Source organism: Streptomyces flavochromogenes (assembly GCF_000717595.1).
In the GTDB taxonomy this organism is placed as follows: Bacteria; Actinomycetota; Actinomycetes; order Streptomycetales; family Streptomycetaceae; genus Streptomyces; species Streptomyces flavochromogenes.
In genome coordinates this window covers 169515-182355 of sequence record NZ_JNZO01000002.1, presented here as the reverse complement: position 1 = coordinate 182355, position 12841 = coordinate 169515, and the positions used below count along the sequence as shown (strand labels likewise).

Annotated in this window: 9 protein-coding genes; 4 read left to right on the top strand and 5 right to left on the bottom strand. The window is 71.6% G+C overall.

The features are described from left to right. Window positions 1-15: 15 nt before the first annotated feature. Both IF00_RS0102950 and IF00_RS0102945 read right to left on the bottom strand, forming a co-directional pair. Window positions 16-882 carry a family 1 encapsulin nanocompartment shell protein gene (locus tag IF00_RS0102950; protein WP_245234409.1) on the bottom strand — a complete coding sequence of 289 codons (867 nt, stop codon included), beginning with the start codon at window positions 880-882 and terminating at the stop codon, window positions 16-18. Window positions 883-888: 6 nt separating this feature from the next. After that, window positions 889-1875, bottom strand: a complete 987-nt coding sequence (locus IF00_RS0102945; RefSeq protein ID WP_030313863.1) for a Dyp-type peroxidase — start codon at window positions 1873-1875, stop codon at window positions 889-891. A 254-nt stretch (window positions 1876-2129) separates the two neighbouring features. Here IF00_RS0102945 and IF00_RS0102940 point away from each other — a divergent pair, with 254 nt between their 5' ends. After that, window positions 2130-4412 (top strand): FdhF/YdeP family oxidoreductase, encoded by a 2283-nt coding sequence (locus IF00_RS0102940; RefSeq protein WP_030313861.1) that lies wholly within the window; start codon window positions 2130-2132, stop codon window positions 4410-4412. A gap of 10 nt (window positions 4413-4422) precedes the next feature. Here IF00_RS0102940 and IF00_RS0102935 read toward each other — a convergent pair whose 3' ends face one another. Next, complete coding sequence (locus IF00_RS0102935) at window positions 4423-6219, bottom strand: FUSC family protein (protein ID WP_388308068.1); 1797 nt, start codon at window positions 6217-6219, stop codon at window positions 4423-4425. Window positions 6220-6660: 441 nt separating this feature from the next. Here IF00_RS0102935 and fdhD point away from each other — a divergent pair, with 441 nt between their 5' ends. Together fdhD and IF00_RS0102925 are read left to right on the top strand one after the other, a co-directional pair. Then, a complete protein-coding gene (fdhD, locus tag IF00_RS0102930; protein WP_030313858.1) occupies window positions 6661-7497 on the top strand; it encodes a formate dehydrogenase accessory sulfurtransferase FdhD in 837 nt (278 codons plus the stop codon). Between the two features lie 97 nt (window positions 7498-7594). Further along, entirely contained in the window at window positions 7595-8512 is a 918-nt protein-coding gene (locus IF00_RS0102925) for a LysR family transcriptional regulator (protein WP_030313857.1), read from the top strand. A gap of 39 nt (window positions 8513-8551) precedes the next feature. On the opposite strand, the gene IF00_RS46010 is transcribed toward IF00_RS0102925, so the two are convergent. Both IF00_RS46010 and IF00_RS0102915 read right to left on the bottom strand, forming a co-directional pair. Further along, window positions 8552-8716 carry a hypothetical protein gene (locus IF00_RS46010; protein WP_167346840.1) on the bottom strand — a complete coding sequence of 55 codons (165 nt, stop codon included), beginning with the start codon at window positions 8714-8716 and terminating at the stop codon, window positions 8552-8554. A 5-nt stretch (window positions 8717-8721) separates the two neighbouring features. Beyond that, window positions 8722-11274, bottom strand: coding sequence for an ATP-dependent Clp protease ATP-binding subunit (locus IF00_RS0102915; RefSeq protein ID WP_030313855.1), 2553 nt, complete (start codon window positions 11272-11274; stop codon window positions 8722-8724). Between the two features lie 264 nt (window positions 11275-11538). Here IF00_RS0102915 and IF00_RS0102910 point away from each other — a divergent pair, with 264 nt between their 5' ends. Beyond that, window positions 11539-12816, top strand: coding sequence for a YhgE/Pip domain-containing protein (locus IF00_RS0102910; RefSeq protein WP_030313853.1), 1278 nt, complete (start codon window positions 11539-11541; stop codon window positions 12814-12816). Window positions 12817-12841: the final 25 nt, after the last annotated feature.

Here is a 12841-nt window from a genome sequence, read left to right as displayed (position 1 = left end):
CGGGTCCCCGGATCCTCAGGCGCCCGGTGCCTCCAGGACGACCACGGCCTCGTCGGTGTACGTACGGAAGGTCAGCGTCTCCTGGAAGTAGAGCTGCACGCTGTTCGCGTCGTGGCCCGTGTAGCCGATCGCCAGGTCCTGGCCGAGGACCAGCTCGAAGTCGCCGCCCCGGGTGGACAGGACGAAGCCGCCGCTGAGGGCCGGTGCCCAGATCGGCGAGCCGTCGAGCATGCGGCCGAGGTGGGCCGCGATCGGGTAGCCGTGGTCGGAGGTCTCGCTGACCGCCCGGTACTCGTCGGCGCCGAGGAGCAGTGCGTAGGGGCCGTCGACGCCGGCGAGGCGCAGGGAGGTGAGGGCCCGGCTGACGGCGTCGGGGTAGTCGCGCGGCTCGGTGGGGAGCTCGACGAGCGGGTTGGAGGACCTGGCGCGCAGGCCGTCGACACCGGCCGCCCCGAACCCGTCGAAGATCGTGCGGTCCTCGACGAACGCCATGGCGCGCGCGGCGTCCTTGACGGGCTGCCAGTCGGAGTCCTTCGCGCCGCGCTCGACGTCGTCGACGGCGGACCGGTCGACGGTGAACGGCACCCTGAGTTCGACCAGCGGTCTCGCCTCGCGCAGCCGCGCGGTGACGCCGGGGGCGGGCGAGCCCATGTCGCTGAGGTGCCCCGTGCCGACGGCGGCGAGGTCCGGACCTCCGGGGTCGGGGACGTCGACGACGCGGCGGCCTGCGACGTTGCGGCGGAACGTGCGGCGGGCCTCCTCCTCGATCTCGGCCCAGGCCGCAGGGGTGATCGGGGCGAGTTCGCGGTGCAGGTTGTTCGTGTCGGGGCCGTGGTACGGGTCGCTCGTGGGGCCGGGGGTCGTGGCGTCGGGGGTCGTCATGGGGAGTCAGGCTCCTTTCAGGCCGCCGATGCCCAGGGAGTCTCCCTGGCGGACGGCGGCGTCCGGCGGCGCGGCGGGCAGGTCGTCGAGGAGGTCGGCGCTCGGCACGAAGAAGAGGCCGCCGGTCACGGCACGGGAGAAGTCGAGGATGCGGTCCGTGTTGCCCGGGGGGTCTCCGAGGAACATGTTGCGGAGCATCAGTTCGGTGACGGCGGGTGTGCGCGCGTAGCCGATGAAGTACGTGCCGAGCTCGCCGCCGCCGATCCGGCCGAACGGCATGTTCGCGCGGAAGATCTGCCGGGTGACGCCGTCCTCGTCGACGATGGTGTTCAGCGCGACGTGCGAGTTCGACGGTTTGACGTCGTCGGGCATCTCCACGTTGGACGCCTTGGCGCGTCCGATGACGTGCTCCTGCTGTTCGACGGTCAGCGCGTCCCAGGCCGGCATCTCGTGCAGGTACTTCTGCACGATGACGTAGCTGCCGCCGCGGAAGTCGGGATCCTCGTCGCCGATGTGGACCGCCTCGGCCGCCACCTGGCCGCCCGGGTTCTCGCTGCCGTCGACGAAGCCGAGGAGGTCGCGCTCGTCGAAGTACGCGAAGCCGTGCACCTCGTCGACGACGGTCACGGTGGGGCCCAGGCTCTCCACGATCAGCCGGGCGAGTTCGAAGCAGAGGTCCATGCGCCCGGCACGGACGTGGAACAGCAGGTCACCGGGGGTGGCCGGGGCCCGGTGGCGGGGGCCCCTGAGGGCCGGGAAGGGGTGGAGTTCGCGGGGACGCGGACCGCCGACGAGCCGGTCCCAGCCCTGGGAGCCGATCCCGGCGACGCAGGTGAGGCCGGAGTCGGGGTAGCGGAAGGACACCGACCGGACCAGCCCCGACAGGTCCTGGAGGGCCCCCCGCACCGTGGCCTCGCCGCCGGGGTTGACGGTGGCCACGAGGAACACGGCCGCCCGGGATGACGGGGCGACGACGGGTTGTACGACGACCATGGGACTCCCGCCGACAGGCAATCGCGCATATATGTAACGAAATGGACAGCGTCAGCGTAGGCGCGCTTGATCCGGGACGCAGCCCGTACGGCCTTTCGAGGCTGAGTGGCACCCGTGATGCGGCGGGCATAACCTGCCCGAAGGGGCGACTTCCTGTTCCGTCGTGCCCCAGATCTCCGCAGGTGAAAGGGTGAACAGCCTTGAGCACCGACCAGGACGCGCAGCAACCCCCGACGCCCGGCGCCTCGGAGCCCGTGGAACACCGGGTGGGCCCCACCCCCGAGGGCGACCCCGAGTTCCACCCCTACCACCACCCCGCGGCGGGCTGGGGCGCGGCCAAGAGCGTGACCGGCTTCCTCGTCCGCGAGGGGGCCCTCGTCGACGGCCCACGCGCGATCATGCGGATGAACCACGAGAACACCGGTTTCGACTGCCCCGGCTGCGCGTGGCCCGACGACACCAAGGGCCTGCACCTGGACATCTGCGAGAACGGCATCAAACACGTCACCTGGGAGATGACCCGGAAGCGCGTCGGAGCCGAGTTCTTCGCCGCGCACTCGGTGTCCGAACTCGCCGAGTGGAGCGACTACGACCTCGAAAACGAGGGCCGACTGACCGAGCCGATGGTCTACGACCCGGAGTCGGACCACTACGTCCCGATCACCTGGAAGGACGCGTTCGAGGTGGTCGGGCGTTCCCTGCGCGGCCTCGACAACCCCGACCAGGCGTCCTTCTACACATCGGGACGGCTCGGCAACGAGGCGACCTTCCTCTACCAGCTGATGGCCCGTGAGCTCGGCACCAACAACCTGCCCGACTGCTCCAACATGTGTCACGAGGCCAGCGGCCGCGCCCTCCAGGCCTCCCTGGGCACGGGCAAGGGCACCGTCGACCTCAAGGACTGGGAGACCGCCGACGCACTGTTCATCCTCGGGGTGAACGCCGCCTCGAACGCACCCCGGATGCTGACCGCGCTCGCCGAGGCCCACCACCGCGGCGCGCAGATCGTGCACGTCAACCCGCTCGTCGAGGCCGCCGCCACCCGGACCATCGTCCCGCACGACTTCACGGACATGGCCCTCTTCAAGGCGACGAAGACCAGCACGCTGAACCTCCAGCCGCGCATCGGCGGCGACATGGCGCTGCTCCGCGGCATGGCCAAGGCGGTCCTGGAACAGTCCGCGACCGACCCCAAGGCACTCGACCGGGAGTTCATCGACCGCCACACGAGCGGCTTCGACGCGTACCGCGCGCTGTGCGAGGCCACGCCCTGGGAGGAGATCGAGCGGCAGTCAGGACTGACCCGCGCCGACGTCCTCAAGGCCGCACGCGTGTACGGCGAGGCCGACCGCTCCATCGTCAGCTGGTGCCTGGGCCTCACCCAGCACGAGCACGGCGTCGACACCGTCCGGGAGATCGTCAACCTGCTGCTGCTCCGAGGCAACCTGGGGCGCGAGGGCGCCGGCCCCTCCCCCGTCCGCGGACACAGCAACGTCCAGGGCAACCGCACCTGCGGCATCGACCACCGACCCAGCGAGGCGTTCCTCGACCGTCTCGCCGAGGTCTGCGAGATCGAACCGCCGCGCAAGCACGGGATGGACACCGTGCGCACCATCGAGGCGATGCAGCGCGGCGAGATCAAGGTCTTCGTCGGCATGGGCGGAAACTTCGCGCTCGCCGCTCCCGACACCCCGCTCACCTACGCGGCGCTGCGCACCTGCGACCTCACCGTCCAGGTGAGCACCAAGCTGAACCGCAGTCATCTCGTCCACGGCAAGCAGGCACTGATCCTGCCGTGCCTCGGCCGCACCGAGAAGGACCACCAGCGCAAGGGCATCCAGAGCACCTCCGTCGAGGACTCGATGAGCATGGTCCATCTGTCGATCGGCATGAAGCGCCCGGCCTCCTCGCACCTGCTGTCCGAACCCGCGATCGTCGCCGGCATGGCGCGGGCCGCGCTGCCCGACAGCGCGACGCCCTGGGAGTGGTACATCGAGGACTACGACCGCATCCGGGACACCATGGCCAGGGCCCTGGACGGCTTCGAGGACTTCAACCGGCGGGTGCGTCTCCCGCTCGGCTTCCGCATCAAGCAGCCGGCCCGCGAACTGGTCTTCCTCACCCCGTCCGGTCGCGCCGAGTTCTCCAGCGCCCCGCTGCCCGACGTGGTGCCCGAGCCGGGCACCCTCGCCCTCGGCACCATGCGGTCCCACGACCAGTGGAACACCACCATCTACTCCGACAACGACCGCTACCGCGGCATCAGGAACCTGCGCACGCTGGTCTTCATGAACCGGGCCGACATGCGGGAACGCGGGATCGCCGACATGGGACCCGTCGACATCACGAGCACCGCGAAGGACGGCAGCCGACGGTCCGTCAGCGGCTACCTCGCCATCCCGTACGACATCCCCCGGGGCTGCGCGGCCGGCTACATGCCGGAGATGAACGTGCTCTGCGCACTGGTCGACTACAGCACGCAGAGCGATCAGCCGATCATGAAGCACGTCAAGGTGACGATCGAGCCCACCGGCTGACCGTTCGTCATCACCCTCGGGCGAGCCGCTCCAGGAGGACGTAGCCGCGGTGTTCCGCCGCGGCGAGTTCGGTGGGGTCGATCTCCGCCGGCCAGAGCTCGCCCGCTGCGGCGTCGTCCGCCTCCCGCAACTCCACGACCGCGGCCGCGAGGTGACCCTGAACCACCGGGAACGACTCCATCGCCCGCTCGTCCAGGGCCCGTTCGGCACGGTCCGACGCCGCCCGGCACGCGGTGAGCGCGCGCTGCGCCCGTACGGCCGCCCGGTCGTGGACCACCACGAGCGCGCACACCAGCGCGATCCCCACCCCGAGCAGACTGCTCAGCGCCCGGTCCTGGACGAGGTCCCCGGCCGGTGAGGGCGCGGCCAGATCGGTGAGCAGCAGGGCGAGCGGGGTGAGGAAGACGACGCCGAGACCGTAGTTGCGGGCGACGACGTACTCCAGGAGGAACTCCAGGAGCACGATCACCAGGACGAGGACGACGGGATCGGGGCGCGCGGCCAGCACGCCGAGCGCGAGCACCAGGCCGGCCATCGTGCCCAGGGTCCGCTGCACGGCCCGCTGCGCCGCCGTCCGTACGTTGATCGAGTGCAGAACGGCGGCGGCGGAGATCGCCGCCCAGTAGCCGTGGCCGAGCCCGAACAGCAGGGCGGCCCCACCGGCGAGGCCGGTCCCGAGGACCATGCGCAGGGCGGGAACCAGCAGGATCGCCGTACGGCCGGGAGCAACCCGACCGGCTGCCTCCGCGCCGGGATCCCCCCTCCCCCACACGAGTTCCGCCGCCCGCAGTCGGGTGGCCCGCGAGGTGGTGGCACCGGACGGAATCGCCCCCGGCACGGCGGAACCCTGGGCGATCAGGGACAGGACCGCGAGCTCGGGCAGTATCCGGGGCAGCCGCCGGCGGCGGCTCACCAGCGACCGGACCTGCCGGCGCAGGTTCCGCGCCAGGCCGGTGGGGTCGTCCGGCACCCGCCGCGCGGAACCGACCAGGAGCGCCCACGCGAGGTCGGTGAGGCGCAGGCAGGTGTCGCCCCGGCCGCCCCGCTGGACGGTGCTCGGGGGCAGGACGCCGAGCGTGCGGTACGCCTGGAGGACGGCGGCCGTCGCCCGGTGCCGTACGAGCCCGCTGCCGCTCCCCGTGCCCGCCGCCTCCCACAGGTCCGCCAGCTCGCGCAGCGCCGCCGCCACGGCCAGGCGCTGCGGCCGGTCCGGGTGCACGAACCACCCGAGAACGGCGAGGGCCCAGGCCACCGCCGCGCCGATCGCGGCCAGGACCGTCTGGAGGAGGATGTCGGCGGGATCGGTGGAGCCGTTGGCCGCGACGGCGAACGAGAAGAGCAGCAGGATCGCGCCGAGGCCGCTCAGCCGGGCCGCGTCACAGGCGAACTTCGCCGCACCGGCCACCACCGCCGTCGCCACGACCGTCACGGCGGCGCCCGCTCCCCCGTCCCGCGGCTGCGCCCACACGGCGAGCACCGAACCGCAGCCCACGCATGCCGTCATGGCCACCGCGACGAGCGCGAGCACCCGGGCCCGCCGCGCGTAGGGCAGGTTGCGGCCGAAGGTGGTGGTGAAGGAACCGAGCATCGTGTAGACGGCGTGATCGGCGCGCCCGGCCAGGGCCAACGGCAGCGCGGGCACGGCCATGGCGAGGGCGGCGCGCAGGGCGAAGGACAGGGCGCCGTCCACGCTCTGCAGCGCGAGCGCACCCCGAGGGGAGAGCGCCCGCCCGACCCGGCCTGCGGCCCGCCGCCCACCACCGGGCGTGTCATCCCCCTCGGAGGCATCGGGCAGGTGCGTCATCATCCAGGTCCTGGAAAGGGGGCGGGTGGGTTCCGCCCCGGGGCAGTCGCGCATTCCTCATACGCCGACCACTTTCGAGGGATGCCGGGATGAAGTCAAAGAGGGTTTCTCCATGACGTGATCGGTGGCGCCGATCAGACCGATGAGGATACATCTGACCTGCGACTTCGCAGCAATAGGTCGCACTTGTCAGTTCATCGAATTCACCGCTTCGACTTCCTGCCCCGCGAATGCGCGGATATTCGGGGAACGATTCCCGCGACACAGGACCCCGGAACAAGGGCACCGCAGGAGAAGACGAGGCGCACCCGGCCCGGGGCGATGCCGGCGTCGTCGCCGTGACAGAGTCGTAGACAGCCCCCGAACAGGCACGACCGGGCGACCGGACGACCGGGCCACACATCGAACACCGTCGGAGCGGCGCTCCGAGGAGAGGAACGAACCATGGGACGAGTGACCGTACGGCGGCGCGTCCTGCGCGTGCGCGAGGGGGACTCCTCCTACCGCCCGGACACCCTGGCCGCCGAGGAGCCGATGGAGATCAGGGTCGGCGAGCGTCCGCTGACGGTGACCATGCGGACCCCGGGCGACGACTTCGACCTCGCGGTCGGCTTCCTGGTGAGCGAGGGTGTGGTGCACTCCGCCGAGGACGTGGCCGGGATCCGCTACTGCGCGGGGGCCACGGCCGACGGCGGCAACACGTACAACGTGGTCGACGTCGGTCTGGCGCCCGGCGTCGCCGCCCCCGACGCGTCCCTGGAGCGCAACTTCTACACGACCTCCTCGTGCGGTCTGTGCGGCAAGGCCAGCCTGGACGCGGTCCGCACGACGGCCGCCTGGTCGGTCGCCGAGGACCCGCTGCGGATCGGGACGGACGTCCTCGCGGCGCTGCCGGACCGGCTGCGGGCGGCCCAGCGGGTCTTCGACACCACGGGTGGGCTGCACGCCGCCGGGCTCTTCACCGCCGAGGGAGAGCTGGTGTGCCTGCGGGAGGACGTCGGCCGGCACAACGCCGTCGACAAGGTCGTCGGCCACGCCCTGCGCGAGGGGCTCCTGCCGCTGCGCGAGTCGGTCCTGATGGTGAGCGGCCGTGCCTCGTTCGAGCTGGTGCAGAAGGCGGTCATGGCCGGGATCCCGCTGCTCGCGGCGGTCTCGGCGCCGTCCTCGCTCGCGGTGGACCTCGCGGCGGAGAGCGGGCTGACCCTGGTCGGCTTCCTGCGCGGGTCCTCGATGAACGTGTACACGGGCGACGGGCGGCTGAGCTCCGTCCCCGTGGCCTGACACGTACGGGCCCGGGGCCTGACACGTACGGGCAGGGAGCCGGCGGGCCACGGTGGGGCGATTGGTGTCGCGCCGACCCGTCGGGTACACCCATGGGGTGCTGTTCCGTCAACTCGAGTACCTGGTGGCCCTCTCCCGAGAGCGCCATTTCGCCCGCGCCGCGCAGGCCTGCCACGTCTCGCAGCCCGCGCTCTCGGAGGCGATCCGCAAGCTGGAGGCGGAGCTCGACGTCCCGCTGGTGCTGCGCGGCCGCAGGTACGAGGGCCTCACGCCCGAGGGTGAGCGCATCGTGGTGTGGGCGCAGCGGATCCTGGCCGACCGTGACGCCCTGACGAGCGAGGTCGGTCATCTCCGTACCGGGCTGAGCGGCCGGATGCGGATCGGGGCGGTGCCGACGGCGTCCGGCGCCGTCGCCCTGCTCACCGCGCCGTTCTGTCTGGCGCATCCGCTGGTCACGGTGGAGGTGATCGGGGACCTCCAGTCCGAGGACGTGCTCCGGCAGCTGCGGAACTTCGAGATCGACGCCGGGATCACGTACGTCCACGAAGGTCTCGGGGAGCTGTTCCGGACGGTTCCGCTGTACGAGGAGCGCTACGTCCTCCTCACCGGCGCCGCCGACGTCCCCGTCCATCGGGCGACGGCGACCTGGGCGGAGGCCGCGCGGCTGCCGCTGTGTCTGCTGACGGAGGCGATGCAGGGGCGCCGGGTCCTGGACGAGCGGTTCGGGGAGGCCGGTGTGCGGCCCTCGCCCCGGGTCGAGACGGACTCGGTGGCCGTGCTCTTCGCCCATGTGAGAACGGGCCGGTGGGCCGGCATCGTGCCGCACACCTGGCTGCATGTGTTCGGCGTGCCGCACGGCATGCGGGCGGTGCCGCTGGTCGAGCCGGCCCGGTCGGTGCCGATGGGCCTGGTGACGCTCGCACGGGAGCCGGGATCGGTGACGGCCCGCGCCCTCCGTGAGATCGCGGGCCGCACCGATGTGGCCGCCGCTCTGGAGCGGCTGCCCGTGGACTAGGGGACCTGGGGGTGCCCGGGGGCACCCCCGAGGGCCGGGCTAGTCGGCCTGCCGCTCGCCGTCCGGGGGAAGGCCGACCTCCTCGCGGTCCTCCTCCAGGCGCTCCGCGAGTTCGTCCTCGTCCGGGCGGCGGGGCATGCCGCGGCTGTGCCCGGTGTCGGGGTCGCCCTCGACCTGTTTGTTCGACTTGTGGTGCGGGGCCATCGGTCTCACTCCTTGCCGTCGGTGGCGGCGGCCGTCGCGGAGGCCTCGGGGGTCTTCCCGGCGCCGTCGCCCTTCTGGATCGTGCAGTGGAGGGAGTCGTCGATCACGTCGGCGACGATCGTGTCCCCCGGTTCCGCCTCTCCGCCGAGCAGCAGGGAGGCGATGCGGTTGTCGAGCTCCGTCTGGATCGTGCGGCGCAGCGGGCGGGCGCCGAACTCCGGCTGGTAGCCGTGGGCCACGAGCAGCTTCTTGGCCGCCTCGGTGACCTCAAGGGTCATCCCCTGGGCGTGCACCCGGTGCTTGCTGCGGTCCAGGAGGTGGTCGACGATCTCCGACAGGTCCTTCTCGGTGAGGCTGTGGAAGACGATGATGTCGTCGATGCGGTTGAGGAACTCGGGCAGGAACCGGCCCCGCAGATCCTCCATCAGCTCGCCCTTGAGCTCGGCCGCGTCGCCCTCGTGGGCGAGGATCCGGTGGGCGCCGATGTTGGACGTCATGATGATGACGCAGTGCCGGAAATCGACCGTGCGGCCCTGCCCGTCGGTGAGCCGCCCGTCGTCGAGGATCTGGAGCAGCGTGTTGAAGACGTCGGGGTGCGCCTTCTCCACCTCGTCGAAGAGGACCACGCTGTACGGGTTGCGGCGCACCTTCTCGGTGAGCTGTCCGGCCTCCTCGTAGCCGACGTATCCGGGAGGCGCTCCGACGAGCCGGGCGACGGTGTGCTTCTCCTGGAACTCGCTCATGTCGAACCGGATCATGCGGTCGTCCTCACCGAAGAGCAGTTCGGCGAGGGTCTTGGCGAGTTCGGTCTTGCCGACTCCCGTGGGGCCGAGGAAGAGGAACGAGCCGACGGGGCGGTTCGGGTCGCCCATGCCGGCGCGGTTGCGGCGTACGGCCTCGGAGACCGCGGTGACCGCCTCGTCCTGGCCGACGATCCGGGCGTGCATCTCCTCCTCCAGCTTGAGGAGTTTCTCCTTCTCGCTGGCGGTGAGCTGGGAGACGGGGATGCCGGTGCGGCGCGAGACGATGTCGGCGATGTCGGCGGCGGTGACCGAGACGACGCCCTCGCGGCGCTCCTCGATGCCCGCGATCTCGCCCTCCACGTCGGCGATCTGCCGCTTCAGGTCCGAGGCCTTCTCGAACTGCTCGGCGGCCACGGCCTGGTCCTTCTCCCGCTGGAGCTTGGCGAGCCGGTCCTCCCGGCCGACGACCTCGGTGGAGCGGCCGGAGCTGCGCAGCCGTACGCGCGCGCCCGCCTGGTCCATCAGGTCGATCGCCTTGTCGGGCAGGAAGCGGTCGCCGATGTACCGGTCGGAGAGCTCCGCAGCCGCCGTGAGGGCGCCGTCGGCGAACCGGACCTGGTGGTGGGCCTCGTAGGCGTCCCGCAGTCCTTCGAGGATCTGCACGGTCTCCTCGACCGTCGGCTCCGGGATGAGGACGGGCTGGAAGCGCCGTTCGAGTGCGGCGTCCTTCTCGATGTGCTTGCGGTACTCGTCGATCGTCGTCGCGCCGACGACGTGCAGCTCGCCGCGCGCGAGGGCGGGCTTGAGCATGTTGCCCGCGTCCATCGCGCCTTCTCCCGACGCGCCCGCGCCGACGACCGTGTGGAGTTCGTCGATGAAGAGGATGATGTCGCCGCCGGACTGCTGGACGTCCTCGATGACCTTCTTGAGGCGCTCCTCGAACTGGCCGCGGTACTGCGCTCCGGCCACCAGACCGGACAGGTCGAGGGAGACGACGCGCTTGCCCTTCAGGGTGTCGGGCACCTCGCCCGCCACGATCCGCTGGGCGAGGCCCTCCACGATGGCGGTCTTGCCGACGCCGGGCTCGCCGATGAGCACGGGGTTGTTCTTGGAGCGCCGCGAGAGGATCTCGATGGTCTGCTCGATCTCCTCGGCGCGGCCGACCACCGGGTCGAGCCTGCCCGCCTTCGCCTCGTCCGTGAGGTCCCTGCCGAACTCGTCCAGGGTGGTGGACGGCTGCTTCTGCTGGTTCCCGGCGGTCGGGGCGCCGCCGTCGGAGCGGACCGCCCGGTCCGTGAGGCCGCGCAGTTTCTTCACGTCGTGGTCGTCCGCGCCCAGGAGCCGGGTCGCCCCGGAGTCGGAGTCGTCGAGGAGCGCCGCCAGGATGTGCTCGGGGCCGATGTACGACACGCCCGCCTCCTGCGAGCGGCCGTAGGCGGCGGCGAGCGTGCGCTTGGCTGCGGGGGTGAGTCCGGGCTCCGACGAGGGCTCGCCGGACTCCCGGGGCAGTACCTCGTCGAGCTGGGCGGCGAGTGCCTCCGGGTCGACACCGACCTGGGCCAGCAGCCTGCGCGAGGGGTCGACCCGGGTCGCCGCCCACAGCAGGTGTTCCGTGTCGAGGTCGGACGTGCCGTCCTCGACCGCCTTCCGGGTGGCCAGGTTGAGGAGTTCGTACGAGGACTCGGTCAGGAGCCGGCCGATCGGGACGCGCTGCACGGCCGGGGGCGACGACGCCGGCGACATTCCGAAGAACCGGTTCAGCATGTCGCCGAACGGATCGGACGAACCGAAAGGTGAACCGAACGCCATCGACATGTCAGCTCCAGGGACGCACTAGGGGTCATTCCCACTCAAACGTGGCACTCTGGGCCCCGCAACCGGAATGAGGCCCTGCGGAATGCCCGCGCCGGAGGCGGTACGACGACGATCCTCGGGCCAGCCCGAGCCCGTGGCCGAACGCCCCCGTGACCCGCCCGAGCCCGTGCGCGAAGGGCCGTACGCCCACCGGGGCCGACACGCCCGCCTCCCCGTACGGGCCGCAATCCCCGCCGCGACGGCGCGCGCGTCGACGATGACACCATGACGTCCGCGATCCCCCCGCACACCCCCGGCCCGCAGGTCCGCGCCCGGACCCTCGTCCGGAACCCCAAACTGTGGCTCGTACCCACCGTCCTGAGCGCACTGGTCGCCGTGGGCCTCTCGCTCCTCTACATGGGCGGCATCCTCAACCCGAACGAGAACTTGCACCGGCTCCCCGTCGCCCTGGTCGACGAGGACCGGGGCACGCCGCTGCCCGGACAGCGGGAGACCCTGGGGAAGCAGATCACCGACGGGATCGTCGCCGCCGGTTCGTCGAGGACCAGCGTCGACTGGCGCCGGCTCGACCGCGCGCAGGCCCAGGACGCGCTGGCGTCCGGCGAGATCTTCGGCGCCCTCGTCGTCCCGGAGGACTTCACCGCGTCCGTGGCCGCACTGACCACGAACCGGGCCACGGTACGGCCGACGATCACCGTGCTCACCAATCCCGGCGTCGGCAGCCTGGGGTCCTCGATCACGGCCCAGATCAACCAGAACGCGGCCCATCAGGCCTCGCTGAACATCGGCAAGCAACTCGCCGCCTCCACCGACGTGCCGACGACCCGGCTGCTCCTGACCGACCCGGTCGCCGTCACCACCCAGGTCGGCCATCCGATCGGCCGGCACAGCGGTCTGGGCCTGACCGCCTTCTACTACACCCTGCTGCTCGTCCTCGGCGGCTTCATCGGCGGCAACCTCGTCAACAGCGGCGTCGACACCGCGCTCGGCTACGCCGACAGCGAGATCGGCCCCTGGCACTCCCGGCACCCGACGGTCCCGATCGACCGCACGCAGACGCTGGTCCTGAAGATGCTCATGACGGCGGGCATCTCGGTCCTCACCACCACGCTCGTCATGGTGGCCACGATCGCGGTCCTGGGCATGGACGCCTCGCACCTGCCGATGCTGTGGCTCTTCTCCTACTGCGCGACGGTCGCCGTCGGTCTGGGAGTCCAGGCCATCAACGCCGCGTTCGGCGGCATCGGCCAGCTCGTCTCCATGTTCGTCTTCATCGCCCTCGCCCTCCCCTCCTCCGGTGCGACCGTCCCCCTGGAAGCCACCCCGGGATTCTTCCGCTTCCTGGGCGTCTTCGAGCCGATGCACCAGCTCAGCGCCGGTGTCCGGGCCATCCTGTACTTCGACGCCCGCGCCGACGCGGGTCTCGCCCGCGGCTGGATCATGATCGCCGTCGGTACGGCTCTGGCCCTGGCGTTCGGCTTCGCCATGACCCGGTACTACGACCGCCGGGGCCTGCGCCGCCTCACCCCGCAGCCCGCCTGAGGGACACGGGGTGAGGGTCAGGGAC